20 protein-coding genes, 4 tRNA genes and 1 pseudogene are annotated in these 26851 nt (G+C 62.1%); all 25 read left to right on the top strand.

What is annotated here, in order from left to right:
• Nucleotides 1-133 precede the first annotated feature (133 nt).
• Entirely contained in the window at nt 134-1006 is an 873-nt protein-coding gene (modA, locus tag DW754_RS07160; protein WP_117758966.1) for a molybdate ABC transporter substrate-binding protein, read from the top strand.
• Nucleotides 1007-1074: 68 nt separating this feature from the next.
• Nucleotides 1075-2517 carry a molybdate ABC transporter permease subunit gene (gene modB / locus DW754_RS07155; protein WP_233508904.1) on the top strand — a complete coding sequence of 481 codons (1443 nt, stop codon included), beginning with the start codon at nt 1075-1077 and terminating at the stop codon, nt 2515-2517.
• A 3-nt stretch (nt 2518-2520) separates the two neighbouring features.
• Nucleotides 2521-3591 (top strand): sulfate/molybdate ABC transporter ATP-binding protein, encoded by a 1071-nt coding sequence (locus tag DW754_RS07150; RefSeq protein WP_117758968.1) that lies wholly within the window; start codon nt 2521-2523, stop codon nt 3589-3591.
• Nucleotides 3592-4036: 445 nt separating this feature from the next.
• Nucleotides 4037-5320, top strand: coding sequence for a double-cubane-cluster-containing anaerobic reductase (locus DW754_RS07145; RefSeq protein ID WP_117646493.1), 1284 nt, complete (start codon nt 4037-4039; stop codon nt 5318-5320).
• Nucleotides 5321-5470: 150 nt separating this feature from the next.
• Nucleotides 5471-6634, top strand: coding sequence for a double-cubane-cluster-containing anaerobic reductase (locus DW754_RS07140; protein WP_117758969.1), 1164 nt, complete (start codon nt 5471-5473; stop codon nt 6632-6634).
• A 159-nt stretch (nt 6635-6793) separates the two neighbouring features.
• The gene (locus tag DW754_RS07135; RefSeq protein ID WP_117758970.1) at nt 6794-7558 is read left to right on the top strand and encodes an acyl-CoA dehydratase activase; all 765 of its coding nucleotides are present in this window, start codon (nt 6794-6796) and stop codon (nt 7556-7558) included.
• A gap of 70 nt (nt 7559-7628) precedes the next feature.
• The gene (selD, locus tag DW754_RS07130) at nt 7629-8678 is read left to right on the top strand and encodes a selenide, water dikinase SelD (protein WP_117758971.1); all 1050 of its coding nucleotides are present in this window, start codon (nt 7629-7631) and stop codon (nt 8676-8678) included.
• A 59-nt stretch (nt 8679-8737) separates the two neighbouring features.
• Nucleotides 8738-9364, top strand: a complete 627-nt coding sequence (yedF, locus tag DW754_RS07125) for a sulfurtransferase-like selenium metabolism protein YedF (RefSeq protein ID WP_117758972.1) — start codon at nt 8738-8740, stop codon at nt 9362-9364.
• A gap of 19 nt (nt 9365-9383) precedes the next feature.
• Nucleotides 9384-9635, top strand: a complete 252-nt coding sequence (locus tag DW754_RS07120; RefSeq protein WP_117758973.1) for a DUF3343 domain-containing protein — start codon at nt 9384-9386, stop codon at nt 9633-9635.
• Nucleotides 9632-10771: an aminotransferase class V-fold PLP-dependent enzyme gene (locus tag DW754_RS07115; RefSeq protein ID WP_117758974.1), complete on the top strand. Its 1140-nt coding sequence runs from the start codon at nt 9632-9634 to the stop codon at nt 10769-10771. The genes DW754_RS07120 and DW754_RS07115 overlap by 4 nt, the downstream gene beginning before the upstream one ends.
• 67 nt (nt 10772-10838) lie before the next feature.
• On the top strand, nt 10839-12197 hold the full coding sequence (brnQ, locus tag DW754_RS07110; protein ID WP_117758975.1) for a branched-chain amino acid transport system II carrier protein: 1359 nt from the start codon (nt 10839-10841) through the stop codon (nt 12195-12197).
• Nucleotides 12198-12288: 91 nt separating this feature from the next.
• Nucleotides 12289-12365 (top strand) — tRNA-Pro (locus DW754_RS07105).
• A gap of 6 nt (nt 12366-12371) precedes the next feature.
• A tRNA-Gly gene (locus tag DW754_RS07100) sits at nt 12372-12445 on the top strand.
• Nucleotides 12446-12768: 323 nt separating this feature from the next.
• On the top strand, nt 12769-13605 hold the full coding sequence (locus DW754_RS07095; protein WP_117758999.1) for a formate/nitrite transporter family protein: 837 nt from the start codon (nt 12769-12771) through the stop codon (nt 13603-13605).
• A 184-nt stretch (nt 13606-13789) separates the two neighbouring features.
• Complete coding sequence (selA, locus tag DW754_RS07090) at nt 13790-15247, top strand: L-seryl-tRNA(Sec) selenium transferase (protein WP_158558628.1); 1458 nt, start codon at nt 13790-13792, stop codon at nt 15245-15247.
• Nucleotides 15244-17208 carry a selenocysteine-specific translation elongation factor gene (gene selB / locus DW754_RS07085; RefSeq protein WP_117758977.1) on the top strand — a complete coding sequence of 655 codons (1965 nt, stop codon included), beginning with the start codon at nt 15244-15246 and terminating at the stop codon, nt 17206-17208. Before selA ends, selB begins: the two co-directional genes overlap by 4 nt.
• A 62-nt stretch (nt 17209-17270) precedes the next feature.
• Nucleotides 17271-17367 (top strand) — tRNA-Sec (locus DW754_RS10975).
• A 262-nt stretch (nt 17368-17629) separates the two neighbouring features.
• Nucleotides 17630-18985, top strand: a complete 1356-nt coding sequence (gene gdhA, locus DW754_RS07080) for an NADP-specific glutamate dehydrogenase (protein WP_117758978.1) — start codon at nt 17630-17632, stop codon at nt 18983-18985.
• 153 nt (nt 18986-19138) lie between these two features.
• Complete coding sequence (locus DW754_RS07075; protein WP_199411458.1) at nt 19139-20041, top strand: xanthine dehydrogenase family protein subunit M; 903 nt, start codon at nt 19139-19141, stop codon at nt 20039-20041.
• Nucleotides 20041-20484 (top strand): annotated as a pseudogene (locus tag DW754_RS11290) ((2Fe-2S)-binding protein); the annotation flags it as partial. The gene DW754_RS07075 and the pseudogene DW754_RS11290, both read left to right, overlap by 1 nt.
• Nucleotides 20485-20661: 177 nt before the next feature.
• Nucleotides 20662-22872, top strand: coding sequence for a xanthine dehydrogenase family protein molybdopterin-binding subunit (locus tag DW754_RS07070; protein WP_369832166.1), 2211 nt, complete (start codon nt 20662-20664; stop codon nt 22870-22872).
• Nucleotides 22873-23012: 140 nt separating this feature from the next.
• A tRNA-Leu gene (locus DW754_RS07065) sits at nt 23013-23096 on the top strand.
• Nucleotides 23097-23184: 88 nt separating this feature from the next.
• The gene (gene tig, locus DW754_RS07060; RefSeq protein ID WP_233508902.1) at nt 23185-24486 is read left to right on the top strand and encodes a trigger factor; all 1302 of its coding nucleotides are present in this window, start codon (nt 23185-23187) and stop codon (nt 24484-24486) included.
• A gap of 163 nt (nt 24487-24649) precedes the next feature.
• Entirely contained in the window at nt 24650-25270 is a 621-nt protein-coding gene (locus DW754_RS07055) for an ATP-dependent Clp protease proteolytic subunit (protein WP_022095182.1), read from the top strand.
• 1 nt (nt 25271) lies between these two features.
• Nucleotides 25272-26678: an ATP-dependent Clp protease ATP-binding subunit ClpX gene (gene clpX, locus DW754_RS07050; RefSeq protein WP_117758982.1), complete on the top strand. Its 1407-nt coding sequence runs from the start codon at nt 25272-25274 to the stop codon at nt 26676-26678.
• The last annotated feature ends 173 nt before the right edge of the window (nt 26679-26851 follow it).

Here is a 26851-nt window from a genome sequence, read left to right as displayed (position 1 = left end):
GTACATGTACGGATGAATGTGGGAGGTGTTCGGATAAAGTCGATAATCAAGGTTATTCGCACCGAAGTATAATCTAATTACAGAATAAAGCCCGCGGTGGGGTACCCGGGCATAAGGTCCGAAAGGGTTGAACATGTTCGATATGGTTTCTCGCCGCGGATTCGTCTGGCTCTCTGCTGTCGCCGCTGCCGGCCTTGGCCTTGCCGGCTGCTCTGGCAACAAGACGTCTGAGCCAACTGGCTCCGATGCCGGTTCTGCTAAGGCATCTTCCAAGAAAGCTGTCGAGCTGCAGGTCTTTGCCGCCAACTCGCTCGAGAAGGCTCTGCCCGAGGTCCAAGAGCTCTACACCGACCAGACCGGCACCACGTTTGCAGACACGCAGTTTAAGGCGTCTGGCGACCTTGTCGAGCAGATGCGCGCCGGCGCCACGGTCGACGTGCTCATCACCGCCTCCAAAGGCACCATGGACGACGCCGAGGCCGCCGAGCTCGTCGATGCCGACACCCGTGAGGATATGTTCGTCAACGACCTTGTGATCATTCGTGCTGAGGGTTCCGACACCAAGATCGAGGTCATCGCCAACGTCGCGAATCTGGACGGCAAGATCGCCATCGGCGACGCCAAGACCGTCCCCGCCGGCAAGTACGCCAACCAGGCCTTAGCTTCTGTGGGTCTCTACACCGGCACCGAGGGCGACGACGGCGAGTATGCACCCGAGCTTGCCGACAAGGTGGCCCTGGCCGACAAGGTCGGCACCGCTGCGTCTTACGTCTCTACGGGCGACTGCGTGGCCGGTTTTGTCTACAGCTCCGATATCTTCCGCTATGACGGCATCGAGGAGGCCTTTGTGTGTCCCGAGGACTCGCATAAGCCCATCGTGTATCCGGGCGCTGTCGCCGATGGCTCCGAGCACGCCGACGAGGCCAAGGCGTTTATCGACTTTTGCCTGTCCAACAAGAAGGCTCAGAAGATTTGGGCTAAGTACGGCTTTGAGCTTTCCGAGTAGTGCGGCTTGGCGCGATAATTCCATTGTTTTGTGTTTCACTCCGTCCTTGTATTCGCTTGGAGCTTTTCGTGCTTAATAGATTCCGCATGCTTGTCGCCTGTGCTTTGACCTTCGCGCTTTGCTGGGTGCCGGGATTTGCGTTTGCTGGGGTCGCTGAGGACGGGGCCCAGGTTGCTGCGACCGCTCATGGGCTTTCCTATGGGATCGAGGGTTTTGAGCGGTTGGCCAAGGGGACCGCTCGTGCCATGGAGGGCCAGCCTGAGGGCTACCGGTTTCCCGTTGATGAGGACGTGGACCTTGTGGTGGCGCCTGCTGCCGATCGCGTTGTGGTGTGGATATCGCCCAGGGCGGTCGAGAAGTATGAATTGGATCCGCAGGATAACGAGTGCGTATCGGGTCTCAAGGCCCTCGTCTGTGAGCTCGACAGCGCAAACTGCATGGGAGGTGCGCAGCTTGGGGACGTGGATCTTCCTTGGTATGTCACGGCGGAAACAACGTTTAATGCCGGCGGGTATACCTATGGCTTTGATGTGCGTGGTGCGGATGGGGACCGCTATGTGGTGATTGCATCGGCCTCGGGTGATGCCAAGGGCGGCGCGCGTTGGCTTGATAGCGCTCAAATGGTAGAAGCATCGTCTGTCGTGTTGCGGGATGAGCAGGGTCCCTTGACCTCTCTGGCCTCCTTTTTGGGCGACATCGACTATCGCCCGCTTTGGGTGTCCATTAAAACGAGTGGCCTTGCCCTGGTGATTGCCTTTGCACTGGGCCTGTTCGCCGCGTGGAAGACTATGGGTACCTCGAGTCGCATCAAGGGCCTGCTCGATTCGGTCTTTACGATTCCTATGGTGCTGCCGCCCACGGTCTGCGGCTTTCTGCTCCTCATGCTGTTTGGCCGCTCGACCGGGGTCGGCCAGTGGCTCATCGCGCACGGCATCTCGATCGTCTTTACCTGGCCCGCGGCGGTGATATCTGCCGTGGTGGTGTCGTTTCCCCTGGTCTACCGTACGGCGCTCGGAGCCTTCGAGAGCCTTGACACGCAGATGCTCGATGCCGCGCGCACGCTGGGATGGTCCGAGCGTCGCATCTTTACTAAGCTCATGATGCCGCTTGGCTGGCCCTCGATTGCAGCCGGCGCGGTGCTTGCCTTCGCGCGTGCCATGGGCGAGTTTGGCTGCACCCTGTTCTTTGCGGGCAACTACGCCGGTATTACGCAGACCATTCCCATCGCCATCTACTTTGAGTGGATGGGCGGCAACACGTCGGTAGCCCTCTTTTGGGTCATCGTCGTAATCGTGTTCAGTTTCCTGGTCATTCTGTTTATCAATATGTACACCGCTCATTCACAAAAGTATCGCGAGCGGGGCCTTTCTCGTGCGGAGCGGAAGCAGGCCAAAGATCTCGCCGGACGGGGCGATTCGCTCGACTCGGCGGGCGGCGATGCCTTGCGTATCGATCGCGAGGCGCTGGCCGAGCTCATGCGCGATGATGCCGCGCCGCAGGGAGGTCGATAAGCCATGTCGCTCGTTCTGGACATCAAAAAGCGCTATCCCGGGTTTATGCTCGACATGCAGCTTGAGGCCGGCGAGGAGCGTGTGGCGCTCCTGGGCGCCTCGGGTTGCGGCAAGAGCTGCACGTTGCGCTGCATTGCCGGCGTGGAGACACCCGACGAGGGCAAGATCGTCGTCAACGGCGTGACCTTCTTTGACTCTGCGGCGGGCATCAACCTTTCGCCCCAGGAGCGAAAATGCGCCCTGATGTTTCAAAACTATCAGCTGTTCCCTAATATGACGGTGGCCGATAACGTGTGCGCCGGCGTTGAGGGTGCAGGTGACGCCGCAGCGCGTAGACAACTTGCCGAGCGCTACCTGGGCATCTTTGGACTGGCCGACTTTGCCGACCGTTATCCCGCGCGCCTCTCGGGCGGCCAGCAGCAGCGTGTGGCGCTTGCTCGCATGGTGGCGGCACACCCGGGCATTTTTATGTTCGACGAGCCCATGAGCGCGCTCGACGCGTATCTCAAGAGCGCGCTTGAGCAGAACATGCTCGACCTGTTCGACGTCTGTAACCGTACCGTGCTCTACGTGAGCCACGATATTGACGAGGCATGCCGCCTGTGCGAGCGCATTTGCGTGATGCATAACGGGCATGTGGAGGAGATCGGCTCCGTCGAGGACGTGGTCCGCCGGCCGCAAACCTTGGCTGCGCTGCGTCTGACGGGCTGCAAGAACACAAGCCGGGCGCGCAAGATCGGCGACGAAGAAGTTGAGGCCCTCGACTGGGGCATGACCTTTAACGTGGGTCGCGAGGTTCCCGATAATGTGGCGTACCTGGGCATTCGCGCAAGCTACTTCCATGTTGACAATCGCGCGGAGCGGGGTCGCAACAGCTATGATTTGCACGTGGCCCGAGTGAGCGATTCACGCTTTGAGCGCCTGGTGCTGTTGGACGTGCCGCGTACTGATGCGCCCACGCGTCTGCAGTGGAAGGTCAACAAAGTGGGCATGCCTGTCGACGAGCTGCCGCAAGCAGGCGAGACGCTGCGCATGCATTTTGATGCCAGCAGGATCCATTTGGTTTGTCGTTGATGCGGTGGGCGATGCGGGCGAGGAGGTAGTCCTCGACCGCTTTGTTTCCACTTTACCGCTCGCCGATTTCTATATGACAAAATCTTGTCAATCTGATAATTATTTATCAGACAGCGAGGTGTTCGCATCCCGCAGCTGTCGTACGATTGTCAACGGTGTTCGCATGGTCGATGACCGTTGATATAGTTGACCTCAACTGGTTAAGGAGGGTGCGCACATGCCGCAGACGACATACATTCGCCGCGTTGCCGCGCGTGCCCTATATATCGCTCGGAGCCGCATATGAGCAGGTATGTTCACGGCTCCGGGAGAGACGACGCACAATTAAATAGTCAACCGCAAAGCAGGTTCCCCAAAATTCCGGGTTTGAGCACGGCAGGGCAATCGCCGCCCGTCGTGCATCGATACCGCTGTTATCCGTTTTTGGTTCGAGAGGGGAACCGCCATGGCTGAAGAATTCGATTTCCATCCGATGTGGGAGAGCCTCGGCATGAATCTTGCCGACCACGACATGCTGCTGGGCGCCGTGGGCCAGATGTACGGCGATATGTTCTTGACGCAGAACAATCGCCCCAAGTCCACGTCCTACCTGGACTTTGTGGCCACCAACATCCACAGCGGCCGTATTAAGGAGATGCTCGACAAGAAGGAGGCCGGCGAGGCCACCAAGATCGTCGGTTCGTTCTGCGTGTACGTGCCCGAGGAGATTGTGCTCGCCTGCGACGGTATTCCCGTGGGCCTGTGCTCGGGTGCCGATTGGGCAACCGATAAGGTCGAGGAGCATCTGCCGCGCAACACCTGCCCGCTTATCAAGAGCTTTGCCGGCTTTAAGCTGGGCGAGGTCTGCCCCTACATTGAGTCGAGTGACTTGGTGGTAGGCGAGAACACCTGCGATGGCAAGAAGAAGGCCTACGAGTTTTTTGCCACGCAAAAGAACATGTACGTCATGGATATTCCCAACGTACACGACGAGTCGACGCTCGTGACCTGGAAGGCCGAGGTCAAGAAGCTCGCCGCCAAGATCGAGGAAGAGTGCGGCGTCACGATTACGCCCGAGCGTCTGAAGGCCGCCATCCACGCCGTCAATGAGAAGCGTCGCGCCCTGCAGCGCCTCGCTGCCACGCGCGCTGCCGACCCTGCGCCCATCAGCGGTCTTGACAGCCTGCTGACCGTTCAGGCCGCCTTTATGGACGACACGCCACGTCTGACCGGAGCCATTAACGATATGGCGGCCGAGTGTGAGCAGCGTGTCGAGGTCGGCGAGGGCGTGGCGCCCAAGGGGACTAAGCGCATCCTGTACACCGGTACGCCCATGGCCGTGCCCAACTGGAAGCTGTTCAACCTCATCGAGAAAGCCGGTGGCATTGTGGTAGGCGAGGAGTCCTGCACGGGCTCGCGCTATTACAAGGACCTGGTCGACGAGTCCGGTGAGACGGTCGACGAGATGCTCGATGCCATCGCCGAGCGCTACTTTAAGATCAACTGCGCCGTCTTTACGCCCAACGACCAGCGTATGAAGGACATTGTCCAGATGGCCAAGGACCTGCATGCCGACGGCATCGTCGACGTGGCCCTGCAGTTCTGCACGCTCTATGAGATGGAGTCCTTCGCCGTGGAGAAGGCCGCCGAGGAAGCCGGCATTCCGTTTATGCACATCACGACCGACTACGCCGGTGAGGATGCAGGCCAACTGCAAACCAGGATCGAGGCCTTCTTGGAAACCATTTAGGGCTATCCGTCCCGGCGGCTTTCCCAGGCACCCGATCTTGCCGTTCAAACCGTCGCTTGCGTGCGAAAGTACGCGGCGCGTCTCTTTCACGGCAACCTCGGGCACCTGGGAAAGCCGCTTCCTTGGTTGGTTAAAAGGTTTAGGAGTTATATGTCGGAAAATATTGAGCAGCCGTTGCCCAGCACGTTTGAGGAGTTTAACGAACAACGCAAGGCGGCGTTTATTCGCGTCAAGGATTACAAACAGGCGGGCAATCGCCTGATCGGTTTTCTGTGCAGCTACACGCCGCTCGAGATTATCGATGCCGCGGGGGCTGCGAGCGTGGCGCTGTGCGGCACGTCCGACGAGGTGATTCCCGAGGCCGAGAAGGTGCTGCCGGCAAATCTCTGCCCGCTCATCAAGTCGACGTACGGCTTTGCCTTCTCGCAAAAGTGCCCGTTTACGTACTTTAGCGACATGATCATCGGCGAGACCACCTGCGACGGCAAGAAGAAGATGTACGAGCTACTCAACGAGCTCAAGCGCACGCACATTCTGCACCTGCCGCAGGGTCGCGACCGCGCCTACGAGCGTGAAGGCTGGTACGAGGAGTGCCGCCTGCTCAAGGAAGAGCTCGAGAACTTCTACGACATCACGATCACCGATGACGACCTGCGCGCCGCTGTCCGTCGTCGCAATCGCTTGCGTGCGGCCCAGCTCGAGATGTTCGCACTGCAGGCCAACCAGCCGGCGGTCATGAGCGGCGTCGACCTGATGAGCACCATGTTCGCCGGTACGTTCAGCTTTGATATCGAGGCCTATACGCAGCAGCTGGAGCAAAAGGTTGCCAAGCTGCGCGAGGCCTACGACGCGGGCGAGCGCCCGGTTGCGGCGGATGCCAAGCGCATTCTGATCACCGGCTGTCCGGTGGGCGGTGTGATCAACAAGATCGGCCGTACTATCGAGTCCAACGGCGGTGTGGTCGTGTGCATGGACGACTGCTCGGGCGAGCGCACGGCGGCCATGATGATCGACCCGGAGGCTCCCGATATCCTGCACGCCATCGCCGACCGCTACCTGGACATCAACTGCTCGGTCATGACGCCCAACGACAGCCGCATGGGGAACACGCTTGCCATGTGCGAGAAGTATCATGTCGATGGCGTGGTAGAGAGCGTGCTACAGGCCTGCCACACCTTTAACGTGGAGAGTGCGCGCATGCAGGAAGCTGTCGAGGGTGCGGGTATTCCGTATATGAAGATCGAGACCGACTACAGCAACGGTGACATGGGCCAGATCGAGACGCGCATCGCCGCCTTTATCGAAACCCTCTGACGTCTGAGGCACCCGACCTTCCGGCTCCAACCCTCCTCGCGTACCTTGAGTACGCTTCGTCGGGCTTGTCGCTCGGAATCTCGGGCACCTCAGACGCCAGAGGGCCGTTGTTGCAGCAGTGTCTGATCGTTTGATTTTCTTGCTGATTAGGAGAGAGGCATGATAGGGATCGGGGTCGATATCGGGTCTACGGCGGCTAAGGCTGCTGTGGTCGATGGGGAGGGTTCGGTGGCGTGGACGTGCGTGCAGCCAACCGGGTTCTCCTCGGTCGATGCTTCCGAGCGGCTGCGCGAGGCACTGGCAGCGGCCGGCTATGACGTGACAGCCGACGACGTGCGCGTGATCGCGACTGGCTACGGTCGCATCGCGGTGCCCTATGCGCACAAGGTCGTGACCGAGATCACCTGCCACGGCACCGGTGCCGTGCGCCTGTTTGGCGATCACGGCACGGTGATCGACGTGGGCGGCCAGGACACCAAGGTCATTCAGCTTGAAAGTGGCCGCGTGGCCAAGTTTGCCATGAACGACAAGTGCGCCGCCGGCACGGGGCGCTTTTTGGAGATCATGGCCGACCGCCTAGGCATTTCCCAGCAGCAGATGGCCGACCTGGCGCGTTCCGGCGAGCCTACCAAGATCAGCAGCATGTGCACGGTGTTTGCCGAAAGCGAGGTTATCAGCCTGATCGGTCGCGGTGAGCCGCGCGAGAACATCGCACGTGGCGTGATCGACAGCGTGGTCTCGCGCGTGGCGACCATGGCCGGGCAGGCCGCAGGCGCCCCGTACTACCTGACCGGTGGCCTGTGCGAGAACGCCTTCGTGGTGGAGCGGTTGGGCGAGCTACTGGGGTCGCCGGTGACCACCTCGCCCCAGGCTCGCTTTGCCGGTGCCATCGGCGCGGCGATTCGCGCGCAGGCGCTCAATTAATGCATCCGCCCCAGGCTCGCATTCATGCGTATACTGGGAGAAAATGATTGACCGATGAGAGGAGGTATCGATGGCTGACGATCAGATTAAGCTCACGTCTATGACTGCCGCGAGCGGTTGAGCCGCTAAGTTGGCTCCTGGAGCCCTCGCCCAGGTCCTGGGCGACTTACCCAATGTGCATAACGACAACCTGCTCGTGGGGTTCGATACCTCCGACGATGCGAGCGTCTTTCGCGTTGGCGATAACCTGGGCCTCGTTCAGTCCATCGACTTCTTCCCGCCGATGGTCGACGACCCGTTCCTGTTTGGCCAGATCGCCGCGGCCAACTCGCTGTCGGACATCTATGCTATGGGCGGGCGGCCGAGTCATGCCATGAACCTGCTCTGCATACCCAGTTGCCTGGGCGTCGAGGTTGCCGGCCAGATTCTGGCGGGTGGCGCCGACAAGTGCGTCGAGGCCGGCTGCTCTATCGCGGGCGGCCACACCATCAACGACGACGAGCCCAAGTACGGCCTGTCCGTGAGCGGCTTTGTCGCGCTCGACCGTATGCTCGCCAACAGCGGTGCGCGCGTGGGCGATGCGTTACTGCTGACCAAGGCGGTTGGCTCGGGCATCATCACCACGGCCATTAAGGGCGAGCTTATCGAGCAGGACGAGGCCGCAGCCATGTTTGACTCGATGCGCACCCTCAACGAGGCGCCGATTCGTCTGGCCGAGGGACTCGAGCTTCACGGCTGTACCGACGTCACGGGCTTTGGCCTGATCGGGCATGCGTGCGAGATGGCCGAGGGCTCGGGCGTGCAGATTGAGCTTGCGTCAGGGGCCGTACCGCTCTTTGACCAGGTGCTCGACATGGCGCGTCTTGGCATTATCCCAGCCGGCGCCTACCGCAACCAGGACTTCTTTGGCCCCCGCGTGGCGGCCGACGATGACCTGGAACCGGGCATGTTGGATGCGCTGTACGATCCGCAGACCTCGGGCGGCCTGCTCATCGCGGCGCCTGCTGCCGATGTGGATGAGCTTTCGCGTCGTCTGCATGCCGAAGGACGTATCGCCGCCGTCGTCGGTCGCGTGTGCGAGCCGGTGCCAGGCGGCCCTGCCGTCCGCGTTGCCCGTTAACGACACGTTTATCGAACTATGCACCGTTCTAGAACGATTTATTCGAAAGGAAAAAAGCTATGTCTACCAAAATTGAAGTCAATGCCATGGGCGATGCCTGCCCGCTGCCCGTCGTCAAGACGCTTAAGGCACTCAAACAGCTTGATGGCGAGGGCGCCGTCGTGACTTCGGTCGATAACGAGACGGCCGTGAAGAACATCTCCAAGATGGCACAGGAGAAGGGCTGCACGGCCTCGGTCGAGAAGATTTCGGACGCTGAGTGGCACGTGACTGTCGCGACCGCCGGTGCCGTGGCCGTTGCGGACCCCGAGCAGGACGGTGCCGCTTTCTGCGACGCCAGCGCCGGCAAGGGCAAACTCGTCATTTCCGTCTACACCGATTGCATGGGTCGTGGCGACGACGAGCTGGGCCACAAGCTCATGAAGGCGTTTATCTTTGCCGTGACGCAGCAGGAGGAGCTGCCTGCGACCATGTTGTTCTACAACGGCGGCGCCAAGCTCACCGTTGAGGGGTCGCCGGTGCTCGATGATCTGAAGGGCCTGGCGGAACAGGGTGTCGAGATTCTCACCTGCGGTACCTGCCTGGACCACTTTGGCATCAAGGACCAGCTTGCCGTGGGCGAGGTCACCAACATGTACGTGATCGTGGAGAAGATGGAGCAGGCCGTGCGCGTCGTGCGCCCATAACGTATTGGTTGGAGTTGCCATGAGGGAGAAGCGCCCGGCGCTTGTCATCACGTTTCCCACCACGGCGGCCGCCATGGGCTGCGAATCTCTGTGCATCGAGTGCGGTCTTCCCGGACGAACGATTCCCGTGCCCGGGGAGGTCGCTGCCGGTTGCGGTCTGGCGTGGAAGGCGTTGCCTGCCGATGAGGAGCTGCTGCGCGGCGAACTCGCCGCGGCGGGCGTTCCCACCGAGGGCTATACCGTGATTGATATGTGGGAGGTCGTGCGATGATCTACCTGGATAACGCGGCGACGACCATGCACAAGCCGCTGACGGTCATCGATGCCGTGACGCAGGCGATGTGCTCGCTCGGCAATGCCGGGCGCGGTGCCACGTCGGGTGCCCTCGATGCCGCTCGTACGATTCACGCTTGCCGTACCAAGCTCGCGCGCCTTTTGGGCTGCCCGAGGGCGGACCATGTGTGCTTTACGCCCAACTCCACCGCGGCGCTCAACACCGTCATCAATGGCGTGGTGCGCCCCGGCGACCGTGTGGTCACGACGGTGCTCGAGCACAACTCCGTGCTACGTCCGCTCAATCGCTTGGCGGCAGAGCAGGGTGTGACGGTTGATCATGCGGGTTGCGACGTGAACGGCGCGCTCGACTACGACGAGCTCGAGCGGCTAGTCACGCCCGGTACGCGTGCCGTGGTGGTGACGCACGCCTCAAATGTGACCGGCAACGCGGTCGACATTGCGCGCGTGGCGGCCATGGCCCATGCGGCCGGTGCGCTGGTGATCGTCGATGCCTCTCAGTCTGCCGGCACGGCGCGTATCGATATGCATGCCATGGGGCTCGACATTGTGTGCTTTACCGGCCACAAGGGGCTCATGGGGCCCCAAGGCACCGGCGGCCTGGCCGTGGCGGAGGGCATTGACGTGTCTCCGTGGGCCATGGGCGGCACGGGCGTGCACAGCTTTGACCCACTGCAGCCACTTGAGTGGCCCACGCGGCTCGAGGCGGGCACGCTCAACGGTCACGGCATAGCGGGCCTTTCTGCCGGTCTCGACTTTATCGAGGCGCAAGGCGGGGTCGAGGCGATTGCGGCGCATGAGCGTGCGCTTGCAGAGCGCTTCCTCGCCGGTGCTCGCGAAATCCCCGGCATTGCGCTCTACGGTGCGTTTGACCAGCCCGTGCGCTCGGCGATCGTCTCACTCAACGTGGGTGATATCGACTCGGCCGAGATCTCGGACGCGCTCATGCAAGGGTGGGGGATTGCGACGCGCCCCGGTGCCCATTGCGCTCCGCTCATGCACCGTGCGCTGGGGACCGAGCGCCAGGGTGTCGTCCGCTTCTCGTTTGGGTATTTCAACACGGATAAGGAAGTCGACATCGCGATTGACGCTTTGCGCGATTTAGCCTGCTAAAGCGTATATACTTGCGGGACGGGTATTTTGCCCGTCCCGTTTTTGTTTCGACCCGAAAGGTGTGCCCATGGCTTCATCCGCCCCGCGCGGTCTGCGTTCCGACCATGTCGTTACCGTCGGCATTGCGCTGTTCTCGATGCTCTTTGGTGCCGGTAACCTCATTATTCCGCCGCTGCTGGCGCTGCAGGCAGGTTCTGCCACGCCGGTTGCCATGATCGGCTTTTTGATTGCAGCTATCGGTCTGCCCGTTATGGGATTTATCGCCGTCGCGCTCGCTGGCACGGCCCGAGAGCTGGCCGGGCGTGTGCATCCTAAGTTTGGCGAATTCTTCGTTGCGGCGGTCTACCTGGCCATCGGTCCGTGCTTGGCCATTCCGCGCACAAGCTCTACGGCGTTCGAGATGCTGGTGCCGCTGCTACCCGAGGGCGTTTCGCTCGGCACGGCACGTCTGGTGTTTGCCATCGGGTTCTTCGTCGTCGCGTTTGCGCTCACGCTGCGCCCGGGTGTCATCACGCGTGTGCTCGGCCGCATTACGGGCCCTGCGCTCATTGCGCTCATCGTGCTGGTCGTGGGTGCTGCCGTGATCTCGCCGCTGGGACCGGCTGCCGCGCCGCAGGCCCCTTACGATGCCGGTGCTGCCGTGCAGGGCTTTCTGACTGGCTATCAGACCATGGACCTGCTCGCGTCACTTGCCTTCGGCATCATCATCGCCGAGACCATCCACGAGCTGGGTGTTACCGATGACAAGCGCGTGGCCTTCGAGATCTCGCGTTCCGGTGTTATCGCCGGCGTGCTCATGGCCATCATCTATTGCGGCTTGGGCCTTGCCGGTATGCAGCTCGGCACCGTGATGCCCGACGCCACTAACGGCGCTGCCATCCTTGCTCGCTCGGCCTCCATGCACTTTGGCCTTGCCGGCACGGTTGTGGTCTTTGCGATTTTCTTCCTCGCCTGCATGAACGTGTGCATCGGCCTCATTAGCTGCTGCGCGCGCTATTTCTGCGAGACGTATGTGGTCGAAGGGGGAGCGGAGGCTTCCGAGGAGGCCATGCGCCGCCCCTTTGCAATTCTCGCGTTTGTGTTCGCAGCGTTTTCGTGCGTGCTCTCCAACGTGGGCCTCGACGTGATCCTTATGTTCTCGGTGCCCATGCTTAACGCCTTGTATCCCGTCGCCATTGTGCTGGTGCTTATGGGCCTGGTGCACGGTTTTTGCGACGCGCATCCGCAGGTATGGGTCTGGGTCGGCGGCGTCGTCGCGGTGCAGAGCGTGATCACCTCGGTCCGCGACGCGTTCTTTGCTGGCGCGTGGCTACCGTTCGATGCGCTGCCGCTGGCGGATATCGGTGCCGCGTGGGCGCCGGTCGCCGTGGTGGCGTTTGTGATAGGCCTGCTCCACAGCCGGTTTGTCGCACATTCGAGGAGCTAGAATATCGCCGCTTGCACAGGCGGGGAGTCTCCCCTATAATTTCCTTCGCTTTGGGACACGCAAGGTTTATGCCTTAGCTGCTCAACACCTTCGGGACGTGGCGCAGTTTGGTAGCGCGCCTGCTTTGGGAGCAGGATGTCGCAGGTTCAAATCCTGTCGTCCCGACCATATCTTGCGGGCGTAGTTCAATGGTAGAACCCCAGCCTTCCAAGCTGATGACGCGGGTTCGATTCCCGTCGCCCGCTCCATAAGAATTGTTTTAACGGCTTTGGTTTCCTTTGGGAATCAGAGCTGTTTTCGTTTACGCGCCGGGCGACGGGAATCGAACCCGTCAGGGTGCGGAGCTGAGAAAATGCGTGAGCATTTTCCAGCGCAGCACGCAAGGGCCGAAGGCCCGCAGCGAAACAAGGATTTGCGAAGCAAATCCTTGGACTTCCCGTCGCCCGCTCCAAGCTATATAATCGCAGGCCAATATGCTAATTTGGCTCGCGTTTATTTTTATACCGTCCGACCTCGCGGGGCAAATGAACCAAGAGCGTTTGTCCCACATCGTAAGAAAGTAGTGATTGCCATGGCACAGAGTAAGGCAGAATACCCCACCCCCGACTGCCTGGCGCCCGCCGCGATCGAGGCTAAGTCCGAGGCCGCCGGCGTTACCAAGGCCAACCTGCCGGTCTCGAAGGCCTTTTTGCTCGCCATGTTCGCCGGAGCGTTTATCGCCTTCGGCGGCCTGTTCTTCACGGTCTTTCTGAGCGATCCCACGCTTGGCTGGGGCGCCCAGCGCTTCGTGGGCGGTCTTGCTTTTTGCCTGGGACTGGTGCTCGTGCTCATTTGCGGCGCGGAGCTGTTTACCGGTAACTCGCTTATGGTATGCGCGCTTAAGAGCAAAAAGATTACGCTCGTCCAGATGTTCAAGGCTTGGGCTGTTGTGTGGATCGGCAACTTTGCCGGCGCCCTGTTCGTTGTCTTTTTGATTTACATGGCAGCTATTTATAAGCTCAACGGCGAGGCCGTTGCCAATACCATGGTGAGCGTCGCCGCCGGTAAGGTTGCGATCGACGCCGTTACCATCTTCTTCCGCGGCATTTTGTGCAACATCTTTGTCTGCCTGGCCGTATGGATCGGCACTGCCGGCAAGACCGTGGTCGACAAGGTCGTGGGCATTTTGCTGCCCATCGCTGCCTTTGTGGCCTGCGGTTTTGAGCACTGCGTCGCCAACATGTACTTTTTGCCCATGGGTATTTTGATGCACTCCTGCGGCTATGGAGCCGATGTCGCTGGCGCCGATGCCCTCAACGCTGCCGGGTTGGCGCTCAACCTTACGGTCGCCACGCTGGGCAATATCGTGGGTGGCGCCCTGATCGTGGCGCTGGGCTACTGGTTTATCTACGCCAACAAAGAGTCCTAAAGGACCCAACCCATAACCGACCAAAAAGGGACAGGTTTATTTTGGCAGGTTTTGAGCGAGGCGCTGCGCCGTCTTGTCACGAGCTGCCATAATGGACCTGTCCCTTTTTGCATGTGCGTTGCCGCATTTTGCTGCTGACGACAAAGGGGACCCGCTTTTTATTGAACATGTCGAAAGGCTTTCCATGAGCGACTGCGAATCCATGCCTGCCGAGGTGCGCGACCGCCTGCGCTCCATTCCCGCCGTTCACGAGCTGCTGGCCGAGTGGCCGGTCATGAAGGCTGCCGGCGATGCGGGCGACATGATTGTGCGCGAGGCGATTGATGCCGAGCTCGATGCCGAGCGCGAGGCGATTCGCTCTGGCGTCCCCGCTAGGAATAAGCGCGAGCTCGCCTTGGCCATCGAGCAGCGGTGCCACCGACTGTCGCTGCCGACCCTGCGCCCTGCCGTCAACGCGTCGGGCGTTGTGATTCACACCAATCTGGGCCGTGCTCCGCTTGCTCCCGCAGCGGTGCAGGCGGTGGCCGATGTCGCCCGCGGCTACAGCACGCTTGAGTATGACGTCGCGACCTGTGCCCGTGGGGGCCGCAAAGAGCATGCCGCGCGTCTGCTGCGCACGCTCACGGGGGCGCAGGACGCCCTGGTTGTCAACAACAACGCCGCGGCGGTGCTGCTGGTGCTTGCCGCGCATGCAAGCGGCAAAGAGGTCATCGTGAGCCGTGGCGAGCTTGTCGAGGTGGGCGGCAGCTTCCGCATTCCCGATATCATGGCGGCTTCGGGTGCCAAGCTTGTCGAGGTGGGCTCCACCAACCGCACGCATCTGGATGATTACCGAAGCGCCATTACGCCCAATACGGCGATGATCTTGAAAGTTCATCCTTCTAACTACCGTATCGAGGGTTTCCACGAGGAGGTTTCCGCGGCGGAGCTTTCTGCGCTGGCGCATGAGCACGGGCTGTTACTGTACGAGGACCAGGGCTCGGGCGCTTTGCTTACAGATGAGGTGCTCGTCGATGCTGGGGAGAAGCCCACGTCCGCCTCGCTTTGCGCCGGCGTTGACGTCGTCTCGTGCTCGGGCGACAAGCTGCTCGGCGCCTCGCAAGCGGGCATTATTCTCGGTAGCGCCCAGGTAATCGCCGCCTGTGCCTCGCATCCGCTTATGCGCGCGCTTCGCCCCGGCAAGCTCACGCTCGCGGCGCTCGAGGCCACTTTGCGCCTGTATGTGACCGGATCCGATACAGCGCATCGGGAGATCCCGGTGCTCAACATGCTTTCCGGCGCGCCGGCTCCGCTCGAGCGTCAGGCCAAGCGCCTGCATGACCGCATGCTGCGCAAGCTTCGCGAGTCTCAGTGTGAGGAGGCGGTGGAGCTGCAGGTTGTCGAGGGCGTGTCTGCTCCGGGCGGCGGTTCGCTGCCGACCGTCGAGCTCCCAACTTTTTGCGTTGCCGTCTGTCCCGTCGATGGGCGTCTATCCGCCGATGGCCTAAAGCGCGCTATGGTACAGGAGCCCGATACGCCGGTTGTGACGCGCGTGCGGCACGACCAGGTGCTTTTTGACGTTCGCACGCTTTTGCGCGACACCGACCTTGACCTGTGTGCGTCTGCGTTGGCGGATGCCGTGCGGGCAGGTTTGCGTCGATGACCGCGCGCGAGCTTGTCGAATGTCCCGTTATCGTCGGAACGGCAGGACACGTCGACCACGGAAAGTCGGCCCTTATCGAGGCGCTGACCGGCAAAAATCCCGACCGTCTGGAGGTCGAACGGCGCCGAGGCATGACCACTGAGCTCGGCTTTGGCGAGCTCGAGCTTCCCAGCGGCAAGCTTGTCGGCTTGGTCGACGTACCCGGGCATGCGCACTATCTGCGCGCCATGGTGCAGGGCGCCACCGGCGTGGACGTTGCGTTGCTGGCGGTTTCGGCCGTTGAGGGCGTGATGCCGCAGACCCGCGAGCACGTTCGGGTTCTGGAGCTGTTGGGTGTGACGCGCATGGTCGTCGCACTCACGATGCGCGATTTGGCCGACCACGAGATTGCCGCGCTGGCGGAGCTCGATGTCGAGGCGTTTCTGGACGGGACCGTGTTTGCGGGTGCCTCTATAGTGCCGGTGTCCTCCAAGACGGGCGAGGGCCTGGACGAGCTGCTTACGACGCTCGATAACACGGTTTGTTCGTGCTGGTCGGAGCATCTGGAGGCGACCGCTGGCTCGGGCGCCGCGCCCCGTCTTCCCATCGACCGTTGCTTTAGCATCCGCGGCACCGGAACCGTCGTGACGGGTACGCTGCACGACGGTCCCGTTTCGGTTAGCGATGAGCTCGTTGCGCTGCCGTCGCAAACGCGCTGTCGCGTGCGCGGGGTGCAGGTTCACGGGGATACCCAGTGCGCGGTTCCCGGCCAGCGCGTCGCCCTGAACCTGGTGGGCGATGGCGTGGCGGGCCTCAAGCGCGGCGAGATGCTCGGCGTCGAGGGTCGCGTGGGCCAGACGCTGCGCTTTTTGATGCAACTGACATATGTGGGGCGCGATGGCGTGCGAGCCGGCGTTCTTGCTTCGGGTACACGCGTGCACGTTATGGCGGGCACGGCTGAGGTGCTCGGCCGCATTATGCTTTTAGACGACGAGCCGCCTATTGCGGTCGGCGAGACGCGTGTGGTGCAGGTGCGCCTGGAACGGCCGCTGCCGTTGCGCGCCGGCGATCATGCCGTCATTCTGTCGTATTCGCCGATTTCGCTGCTTGGCGGCGGACGCGTCCTGCTATCGCGCTGTCGCCGCGCGCGGGTCCTGTCGGCGGGGGAGCGCGCGTTGTATGCGGCGCTTGAGTCCGGAGATGTCGCGGACGGCGTACACGCGTGGCTGGCGCTGCAAACGCTGCCTGTTGCTGCTGCCGGTGTTGCCGCAGCGCTCGATCTTGTTACCGGCGAGGTCGAGATCGTTTTGCGTGGGCTTGTGGACCAGGCTGCCGTGTGCGAGCTTGCTGCGGGCGGTGCGGTGCTCTACGCAGATGCCTCGGCTCTCGATGCTGCAATGGATGTGCTGGCTGCGGCCTTGTCCTCCATGCACGCGGCGGCTCCCAAGGAGATCGGCTTTACGTCCGGTGCGGTCGCGCACGCGGCTTGGCCGGGCGCCGGTAACGATGTCGCGATGGCACTTATTGCCGAGGGCTGTGCACGTGGCGTGTGCGCCGTCGACGGTGCCGAGGTGTTCGACCCGCATTCCGCCGCCGCGGCGATACGCGTGGTGCGCGAGGCTGGCCAGCGTATCGTGGCCCTGCTGGATGAGGCCGGTCTTAATGCGCCGACGCTTCCCGAGGTGAGCGAACAGTTGCAGCTCGATCGCGACACCATGACGCGTGCACTGCGCGAGCTTTCGCTCAACCACTCGATCGTTAAGGTCGAGCGCGACGTTGCCTTGTCCGCCGCTGCCGAGGCCCATGCGCGTGAGGTTGTTGCGACGGCTATCGAGGCTGCTGGCGGCGCCGCCACCACGAGTGTGCTGCGCGAAGCCCTGGGCGTGTCGCGCAAACGAACCATTAGCATCTTGGAGCACCTGGATGCCGTGCGCTTTACAGTACTCGACAAGGAGTCCGGCGGTCTGAGATCGCTGCGTTAGCGGTTTCCGCATCGCTCTTTTCGGTTGTGGTCTGTTGGGTTTGGTAAAATACCGCCACGTTTGGGAACGGATGGGCTCCGGTGGGCCCCGCGGTCCTCAAAACCGTTGTGAGGCGTGCAAAACGTCTTGGATGTGTTCGATTCACATACGTTCCCGCCAACGCATCCTGCCAACCACCACAAAGGTGCCTGTCCTCTTTGTGGTGGTATGGACCATGTGGACGAAACAGCTTCGAAACACGCGATTTGTACGTCGGGTGCTCAAAAACGCTTCTACCTGCATCGTAATCAAAACGAAACATCTGCTCGTCGGCTTATGCGAAACTTTGCTGCAACAGTGCGATATTATCCATACTCGATAAAGCTCGCGGCGCATGGGGCGCCGCGAACGACACCTTTCTTTTCCATCAATTGGAGGAAGCATGAGCTACACGCAGAAAGTTCTCGACGAGCTCAAGGCCCGCTATCCCGAGCAGCCTGAGTTCATCCAGGCCGCGACCGAGATCCTCGGCACCATCCAGCCGGCGCTCGACGCCCACCCCGAGTACGAGGAGGCCGCCCTACTGGAGCGCCTTGTCGAGCCCGAGCGCATCGTCATGTTCCGTGTTCCCTGGGTCGACGACCAGGGCAAGGTCCAGGTCAACCGCGGTTACCGCGTCGAGTTCAACTCTGCCATTGGACCCTACAAGGGCGGCCTGCGCTTTAACCCGACGGTCACCCTGGGCATGCTCAAGTTCCTGGGCCTGGAGCAGATCCTCAAGAACAGCCTGACCACCCTTCCCATGGGCGGCGGCAAGGGCGGTTCCGACTTTGACCCCAAGGGCAAGTCCAACAACGAGATCATGCACTTCTGCCAGTCCTTCATGACCGAGCTCTATCGTCACATCGGCCCCAACACCGACGTTCCCGCCGGCGACCTGGGCGTTGGCGGCCGCGAGGTTGCCTACCTGTTCGGTCAGTACAAGCGCCTGACCAACGAGTGGACCGGCGTCCTTACCGGCAAGGGCCTCTCCTTTGGCGGCTCGCTCGCCCGTACTGAGGCCACCGGCTACGGCCTGGTCTACTTTGTGGACGAGTACCTCAAGAGCCGCGGCGACTCCTTCGAGGGCAAGAACGTCGTCGTTCACGGTTCGGGCAACGTCGCCATCTACGCCGTCCAGAAGGTTTCCCAGCTCGGCGGCAAGGTGCTTGCCTGCTCCGATACCCACGGCTGGGTCGAGGATCCCGACGGCATCGACTACTCCGTGCTCGAGCACGTCTACAACAAGAAGCGCTCTGGCCACGACAAGGGCGTCACGCTCGCCATGTACGTTGATGAGAAGCCCAACGCCGTGTGGCACGAGGGCGACGGCCGCGGCATGTGGCAGCTGCCCTGCGATATCGCGCTGCCCTGCGCTCGCGAGAACACGCTGCTGCTCGAGGACGCCCAGGCGCTCGTCGCCAACGGCTGCAAAGTGGTCGGCGAGGGCGCGAACATGCCCACGACCATCGAGGCCACGACCTACTTCCAGGAGAACGGCGTCGCCTTTATGCCCGGTAAGGCTGCCAACGCCGGCGGCGTGCTCGTGTCCGGCCTGGAGATGAGCCAGAACGCCGAGCACCTGTCCTGGACCTTCGAGGAGGTCGACGGCAAGCTCGAGCAGCTCATGCGCGGCATGTTCCACAACGTGGACGATACCGCCAAGGAGTATGGCCAGGAGGGCAACTTTGTCATGGGCGCCAACATCGCCGGCTTCTTGAAGGTTGCCGACGCTATGCTTGCCCAGGGCGTCTGCTAATCCTTTGCTCGACATAACTCCGCACAGCACCAGCTGATGCGCTTAAGGCTCCCGGCAATTCCTGCCGGGAGCCTTTTTCTATGGTGGTGAGGGTCGTGCGCCCTCGTTTGGTACACTTAGAGGTACTGGACAAGTAAAGAGATGGGGGAGAACGTGCTCAAGTTCGGTACCTACGTCCGTGTTGGAAACGCGGCCGAAGCCTATGAGCTCTTGCAGAAAAACCGCAACAACAAGATTGTGGGCGGTGGCATTTGGATGCGTCTGGGTTCGCGTCGCGTGGCGACGGCGATTGACCTTTCGGCCTGCGGACTCGATCAGATCGAGGAGACCGAGACCGAGTTTCGCATCGGTGCCATGTGCACCCTGCGCCAGCTCGAGCGTCATGCCGGGCTCAACGCGCTTGTCAACAATGTCTTTGAGTTCGCCGTCCACGACATCGTGGGCGTGCAGCTGCGCAATACCGCCACGGTGGGCGGCAGCATCTACGGCCGCTTTGGCTTCTCGGACGTTCTCTCGGCGTTCCTGGCGCTCGATTCGTATGTTGAGCTGACGGGCGCCGGCCGCGTGCCGCTCGCGGAGTTCGTGCGGATGGGCTACGTGCGCGACGTGATCGAGCACATCGTGGTCGTTAAACACGAGTACCGTGCGAGCTACGAGGCCGTGCGCAAGGCCGCGACCGACTTCCCCTCGTTGAACGTCACCGCCGCCTGGTGGAACAACACTTGGCACGTCACCGTGGGCGCCCGCCCGCTGCGCGCGACCCTGCTGCAGGGCGTGGCGTGCGGCCTTACCAACGAGCGGCCTTCCGAGGACGAGCTTCGCGCCCTTGCTGCATCCGTGCGTGCCCTGAGCTACGGAACCAACCTGTGGGGCTCGGCCGACTACCGCCGTCGCATCTCTGCCCCGCTCGCCGTCCAGGCCGTGCGCCGCGCCGCCGGCATCGAGCTTTCGGCCGCGCTTGCCCGCGAGCTCGAGACCGTGCAGGTCCCTAAGTTTGCCACGGACGAGTATTCCTGCCGCCGCGTGCCCGGCGTCGATTCTAGCGAGGTGCGCTAATGGCTGCCAAATTCATCGATCTTTCCTTTACGCTCAACGGCCGCAAGGTCAAGGTTCAGATTGCCCCCGATACCATGCTCTTTTCGCTTTTGCGTGAGCAGGGTTGCGCGTCGGTGCGCTGCGCCTGCGAGACCACCAACTGCGGCCTGTGCACGGTGTGGCTCGACGGCTACCCGGTGCTGAGCTGCTCGGTTCCCGCCGCGCGCGTCGAGGGCCATACCATCACCACGCTCGAGGGTCTCAAGGCTGAGTCCGAGGCGCTTGCCCGCGCCATGGCTGCCGAAGGTGCCGAGCAGTGCGGTTTTTGCGCTCCCGGCCTCATCATGAACGTGCTGGCGCTTGCCCGCGCCGCCAAGGAGGACCCGAGCCTCGTCGCCACGCGCGAGGAGCTGTCGCGCCAGCTCGCCGGCAACCTCTGCCGTTGCAGCGGCTACGAGAGCCAGCTGCGCGCCATTGTCCGCTTCCTCAACGAGTCCGGCGTGCAGGTGGGCTTTGAGATGCCCGAGCTGCCGGTCAACGACACCAGCTGCGACGGTGTCTCGTACAAGCAGATCACCCATAAGCAGCCCAAGAAGGACTCGAAGGCGCTGCTCGAGGGCCGTCCCGTCTACACGGGCGATATGGTGCCCGCCGGCGCCCTGATCGTCAAACTCAAGCGCAGCCCCTATGCCCGCGCCAAGATCCGCTCCATCGATACGTCGCGCGCCCTGAAGGTGCCCGGCGTCGTGGGCGTTTACACTTACGAGGACGTGCCCAAGCGCCGCTTTACCATCGCCGGTCAGAGCTATCCGCAGCCGAGTCCCTACGACCGTCTGATCCTCGAGAACCTCGTGCGCTACCAAAACGAGGAGGTGGCGATCGTTGCCGCCGAAACCGAGGAGGCCGCCGATAAGGCACTCAAGCTCATCAAGGTCGACTACGAGGTGCTCGAGCCGCTGCTCGACTTTACCAAGGCACTCGATAACGACATCGTGGTCCACCCCGAGGGCGACGTGACCTTTATGTTCCCGCAGGGCGGCGATGTCCCGCGCAACCTGGTGTGCAGCGGTACCAGCGATTTTGGCGACCTTGACGAGGCCTTCGCCCAGAGCGATATCGTCTTTGAGCGCACCTACACCAGCCAGGCCACGCAGACCGCGCCCATGGAGACCTTCCGCGCCTTCGCGACGACCGACGCGTTTGGGCGCATCTCGGTGACCACCTCTACGCAGGTGCCCTTCCACGTGCGCCGCATGGTCGCTCAGTCGCTCGATATTCCGCAGTCGCAGGTGCAGGTCATTAAGCCGCGCATCGGCGGTGGCTTTGGCTCCAAGCAGACGGGCTGCTGCGAGATCTTCGTTGCGTTTGTGACGCAGCAGACCGGCCGTCCGAGCTACTGCTGCTACACCCGTGAGGAGACCATCACAGCGGGCAACTCGCGCCACCAGATGCAGATGACCGTCAAGTTGGGCGCCATGAACGACGGCACCATCACGGCCATCGATCTGCACACGCTGTCCAACGCCGGTGCGTATGGCGAGCACGCCACCACGACGATCGGCCTCTCGGGCCACAAGAGCCTGCCTATCTACAACCATGTGAAGGCGAGCCGCTTTAGCTGGGACGCCGTCTACACCAACACCAACCGCGGCGGCGCGTATCGCGGCTACGGTGCCACCCAGGGCCAGTTTGCCGTGGAGAGCGCCGTCAACGAGCTCGCCGACATGCTGCACATGGACCCCGCCGACCTGCGCCTTAAGAACATCGTGCGCGAGGGCGAGATCATGCCGCAGTACTACAACGAGAAGCTCAACGCCTGCGCGCTCGACCGCTGCCTGCTGCGCGCGATGGACATGATCGGCTGGCGCGACAAGCCGCTGGCCATTGACCTGGGCGATCGCGTGCGTGCTCTGGGCTGTGCGCTCACCATGCAGGGCTCGGGCATCTCCAACGTTGACATCGCCGGCATCGACATGCGCCTGGAAGAGGACGGCTTCATTACGCTTTCGACCGGCGCCACCGATAACGGCATGGGTGTCGACACGATCCTGGCGCAGATTGCCGCCGAGGAGCTGGGCGTGGAGAGCTCGCTGATCGTGGTGCGCGGCGTGGACACCGACGTGTCGCCGTTCGACGCCGGCTCGTACGCGAGCTCTGGTACCTACGTGACGGGCCTTGCCGCCAAGAACGCCGCGACCGAGCTGCGCGAGAAGATTTGCGCCAAGGCCGCTCAGATGTGGGACGTTGACGCCGCCGACGTGGTCTTCGACGGCCAGTACGTGCGTCTGTCCGACGAGCGCGCCGCGCGCGAGCAGAACCGCTACCTCACGCTGCGCGACTTTGCCAACCTGTGCGTCAAGAACATCGCGGGCGGCGACGCGCTGACCTCGCACGCCTCTGCCTGCCTGCCCGTTTCGCCCCCGCCGTTTATGGCCGGCATTGCCGAGGTCGAGGTTGACAAGGCCACCGGCAAGGTGACCGTGGTGGATTACGCCGCTGCCGTCGATTGCGGCACCGTGATCAACGAGGCGCTCGCGCGCGTCCAGGCCGAGGGCGGCATTGCCCAGGGCATCGGTCACGCGCTCTACGAGATCGTCGAGCATGACGACCGCGGTCGCCTGCGCACCGGCAACTTTATGAGCTACAAGCTGCCTACGCGCCTGGATATCGGCAGCATTCGCGTGGCCTTTGAGCCGAGCTACGAGCCGACGGGCCCGTTTGGCGCCAAGTCGATCGGCGAGGTCGTCATCAACACGCCGCTCGCCGCCGTGGCCTCGGCCGTGGCGCACGCCACCGGCCACCAGGTCCGCTCACTGCCCATCACGCCCGAGAAGGCCCTGCTGGGGGAGTAGCGGGTCGGCAAACAAGTCGTAATTGGCGGGGCGGGGCAACTCGACCCGCCTTTTGCACTCGTGGTGAGGTCGTGAGCCTGTAAAACGTGTGCGTGCGCTTGTCGCTCGTATCTGCTATCATTCCTAGTCTGTGCGTTCATGCGGGCGTGGCGGAATTGGTAGACGCGCCAGATTTAGGTTCTGGTGGGATTCCCGTGAAGGTTCGAGTCCTTTCGCCCGCACCAACGCATCTGCGTCGGCCCTGGCCGTCGCGACTCTTTGTTGCATAAAGGTACCAGCACCTCAGATAAGCTGGGCAGTATGAGGAGGAACGTGTTGAACATCACCGCTTCTGACGTCAAGGACGCCAAGCTCACCGCTACGGTCACCATCCCGGCCGCCGACGTCGACGCCGCGATCAAGAAGGCTTACAAGGACACCGCCAAGAAGTACCGCTTCCCGGGCTTCCGCGCCGGTAAGGCTCCCCGTCCGGTTATCGACTCTGCTCTTGGCGCCGAGGCTACCCTCGCTCAGGCCACCAACGACCTGATCGCCGCCAACGAGCCCGCCGTCCTCAACGAGCTGGACATCGTCCCCACCAAGAACGGTGACTACAAGGAGCTTGACCTCGCCAAGGATCACGAGGACTACACCTACACCGTCGAGTTCTCCCTGCGTCCTGCTGCCGAGCTCTCCTCCTTCGACGCTGTCGAGATCGAGATGCCCCCTGCGGAGGTCACCGAGTCCGAGATTAACAACCAGGTCGAGATGCTCCTCAACTACCGTGCTACCTTCGAGGACGTCGAGGGCCGTGCCGTCGAGGCCGAGGACTACGTTACCGTCGACCTCAAGGCCGTCGAGAACGCCGACAACTTCGCTGCCGAGGGCCGCATGCTCATCGCCGGTAGCGACAGCAACCCCAAGGAGTTCAACGAGGCCCTGATCGGCGCTAACGTCGACGACGTCAAGACCGTCACCTGGACCGACGAGGCCGAGGAGGGCGAGGAGGCCGAGACCCACACCGTCGAGGTCACCGTCAAGGGTATCAAGGTCCGCAACACCCCCGAGCTCACCGACGAGCTCGTCAAGTCCGACTTTGGCTTCGACAGCATCGACGCCATGCGCGACGCCATCAAGATTGAGATTGAGCAGGACAAGGCTTCCCGCCTGCCGGCCGAGAAGGAGAACCGTTGCGTCTCCGCTCTCGCCGAGCGTCTGCAGCTCGACGAGATGGACGCCGACTACGAGCAGTCCGTCTTTGAGGAGCTTGGCCAGAACTTCCTGTCCAACCTCGCTGCCCGCGGCATGACGCTCGACACCTGGCTGCCCGCTTCCGGTCTGACCATGGAGCAGTTCATCGGCGACCTGCATAAGCAGGCCGACGACGTTGCCCGTGAGTCCCTGGCTCTGGACGCCCTCGCCCGTGAGCTCAAGATTGAGGTCTCCGAGGACGACATCAACGCCGAGTTCGAGAAGGCCGGCGTCAAGGACGTCGAGGCTTCCAAGGCCGAGTTCATCGCCGATGGCCGCATGCCTGCCGTCCGCGAGTCCATCCGTCGCTCCAAGGTCGTCGACCACCTGGTCGAGAACGCCAAGGTGACCGAGGTCGACGAGACCGCCAAGGACGCCGAGTAATTCTCGCCACCTTGCCCGCGAGCGCATGTATGTGCCCGTGATGGGGTAAAGTTAATAGCCGGTTATCCGGTTGCTTCGTACGGTGCCAGCCAATGCATAGCATGCGGGCACCGTACGTTTATCTAGAACCAATTTGGTCCGCAAGAGAGAAATGGAGATGCGTATGATCGCTAAGTTCGATTCCGCCCTCGTGCCATACGTTATCGAGCAGACGCCGCGCGGCGAGCGCAGCTACGATATCTATTCGCGCCTGCTCAACGATCGCATCATCTTCTTGGGCGAGGAGATCAACTCCGTCAGCGCCAACCTGGTCGTTGCCCAGCTGCTGCATCTTGAGAGCCAGGATGCCGAGAAGGATATCTCGCTCTACATCAATTCGCCCGGTGGCGAGGTTTACTCTGGCCTGGCGATTCTTGACACCATGAACTTCATCAAGCCGCAGGTCTCCACCATCTGCGTCGGTATGGCCGCGTCTATGGCTGCCGTGCTGCTTTCAGCCGGCGCCAAGGGCAAGCGCTTCTGCCTGCCGCACTCCAAGGTCATGATTCACCAGCCCAGCGGCGGTGCCCAGGGTCAGCAGACCGAGATTGAGATCGTTGCCGAGGAGATCAAGAAGACCCGTCGCGAGCTCAACCAGATCCTGTCCGACGCCTCGGGCCAGCCCATCGAGAAGGTCCAGGCCGATACCGAGCGCGACAACTACCTCACGGCTGCCGAGGCCCTCGACTACGGTCTGATCGACCGTATCGTCACCTCGCGCGATCTTGCCGCGAAGGATGCCTAGGATGGCAGGAAACATGCAGGACAACTTTGACGAGAACGGCAATCCCATCCGCTGCTCCTTCTGCGGAAAAGAGCAGGGCCAGGTCCGTCGCCTCGTAAAGGGCCCGACCAACATCTTTATCTGTGACGAGTGCGTCGCCGCCTGTTCCGAGATCCTTGAGGAGTCGCTGGCTTCGGACTTTATGGACGCTGCCCGCAACGGCAAGCTGCCGGGCTTCCTTAACGACCACGGCCAGGCTGCATCCCAGCCCGCCGCGGACCCCGAGACCGAGGGTTTTGAGCTCGAGGACGATCGCCAGGTCATCACGCACGTGCCGACGCCGCACGAGATCTATGACGAGCTTTCGGCCTATGTTATGGGTCAGGAGGACGCCAAGCGCGCCATGTCGGTGGCCGTGTACAACCACTATCGCCGCGTGATTGAGGGCGGCGCTGCGGTGTCTGCCTTTGATGACGACATGGGCTCGCAGTTCGATGACGATATGGACGAGGTAGAGCTCGCCAAGTCCAACATCCTGCTGCTCGGTCCCACCGGTACCGGCAAGACCCTGCTGGCCCAGACGCTCGCGCGCATTCTTGAGGTGCCGTTTGCTATCGCCGATGCCACCGCGCTCACCGAGGCCGGCTATGTGGGCGAGGACGTGGAGAACATCCTACTCAAGCTCATTAATGCTGCCGATGGCGACATTGAGCGCGCACAGGTTGGCATCATCTACGTTGACGAGATCGACAAGATTGCCCGCAAGGCTGAGAACCTCTCCATTACCCGCGATGTTTCGGGCGAGGGTGTTCAGCAGGCGCTGCTTAAGATTCTTGAGGGCACGGTGGCCAGCGTTCCGCCCACCGGCGGCCGCAAGCATCCCCAGCAGGAGCTGCTGCAGATCGACACGACCAACATCCTGTTTATCTGCGGCGGTGCCTTTGTGGGTCTGGATAAGATCATCGCCGATCGCGTGGGCAACAAGGGCGTGGGCTTTAACTCCGAGATCGCCGGCCCCACCTCGGTCGACGAGAACGACCTGCTGCGCCAGGTACTCCCGCAGGACCTCAATGCATTCGGCATGATCCCCGAGTTCGTGGGACGTACGCCCGTCGTTACCCAGACGCAGGCGCTCGACGAGGACGACCTGGTGTCGATCCTGACCGAGCCAAAGAATGCCGTGGTGCGCCAGTACCGTAAGATGTTCCAGCTCGAGGACGTCGATCTTGAGTTTGAGGACGCGGCCCTGCACGAGATCGCCCGCATGGCGCTTGCCCGCAAGACCGGCGCCCGCGGCCTGCGCGCCATCTGCGAAGACGTGCTGCAGCAGACGATGTTCGACCTCCCCAGCGAGGAGGGCGTCGCCAAGGTCATCGTAACCGAAGCTGCCGTAAAGGGCGAAGAACAGCCCCGACGCATCTACGGGTAAACCTGACAAAAACGTGCTTGCAAATAGCCTCCGACCATCCGCGGTCGGAGGCTATTTTATATATACGCAATAACCCCAACTACCTGTGTTATTCTGTGTGTTTGTTTAAGCCTCAGCGAAGTCATATCAGACTGAAGTAATCGATACCTAAGGGGAGGAATGTAGGCCCGATT

This window comes from Collinsella sp. AM29-10AC (genome assembly GCF_003469085.1).
GTDB lineage: Bacteria > Actinomycetota > Coriobacteriia > Coriobacteriales > Coriobacteriaceae > Collinsella.
The sequence above is the reverse complement of the archived record's forward strand: the minus strand, read 5'-3'. Positions and strand labels throughout refer to the sequence as shown.

Coding starts and splice junctions, on each gene's coding strand:
- modA (WP_117758966.1), top strand. CDS start 134: ATGTTCGATATGGTTTCTCGCCGCGGATTCGTCTGGCTCTCTGCTGTC.
- DW754_RS07150 (WP_117758968.1), top strand. CDS start 2,521: ATGTCGCTCGTTCTGGACATCAAAAAGCGCTATCCCGGGTTTATGCTC.
- DW754_RS07145 (WP_117646493.1), top strand. CDS start 4,037: ATGGCTGAAGAATTCGATTTCCATCCGATGTGGGAGAGCCTCGGCATG.
- DW754_RS07140 (WP_117758969.1), top strand. CDS start 5,471: ATGTCGGAAAATATTGAGCAGCCGTTGCCCAGCACGTTTGAGGAGTTT.
- DW754_RS07135 (WP_117758970.1), top strand. CDS start 6,794: ATGATAGGGATCGGGGTCGATATCGGGTCTACGGCGGCTAAGGCTGCT.
- yedF (WP_117758972.1), top strand. CDS start 8,738: ATGTCTACCAAAATTGAAGTCAATGCCATGGGCGATGCCTGCCCGCTG.
- DW754_RS07120 (WP_117758973.1), top strand. CDS start 9,384: ATGAGGGAGAAGCGCCCGGCGCTTGTCATCACGTTTCCCACCACGGCG.
- DW754_RS07115 (WP_117758974.1), top strand. CDS start 9,632: ATGATCTACCTGGATAACGCGGCGACGACCATGCACAAGCCGCTGACG.
- brnQ (WP_117758975.1), top strand. CDS start 10,839: ATGGCTTCATCCGCCCCGCGCGGTCTGCGTTCCGACCATGTCGTTACC.
- DW754_RS07095 (WP_117758999.1), top strand. CDS start 12,769: ATGGCACAGAGTAAGGCAGAATACCCCACCCCCGACTGCCTGGCGCCC.
- selA (WP_158558628.1), top strand. CDS start 13,790: ATGAGCGACTGCGAATCCATGCCTGCCGAGGTGCGCGACCGCCTGCGC.
- selB (WP_117758977.1), top strand. CDS start 15,244: ATGACCGCGCGCGAGCTTGTCGAATGTCCCGTTATCGTCGGAACGGCA.
- gdhA (WP_117758978.1), top strand. CDS start 17,630: ATGAGCTACACGCAGAAAGTTCTCGACGAGCTCAAGGCCCGCTATCCC.
- DW754_RS07070 (WP_369832166.1), top strand. CDS start 20,662: ATGGTGCCCGCCGGCGCCCTGATCGTCAAACTCAAGCGCAGCCCCTAT.
- DW754_RS07055 (WP_022095182.1), top strand. CDS start 24,650: ATGATCGCTAAGTTCGATTCCGCCCTCGTGCCATACGTTATCGAGCAG.
- clpX (WP_117758982.1), top strand. CDS start 25,272: ATGGCAGGAAACATGCAGGACAACTTTGACGAGAACGGCAATCCCATC.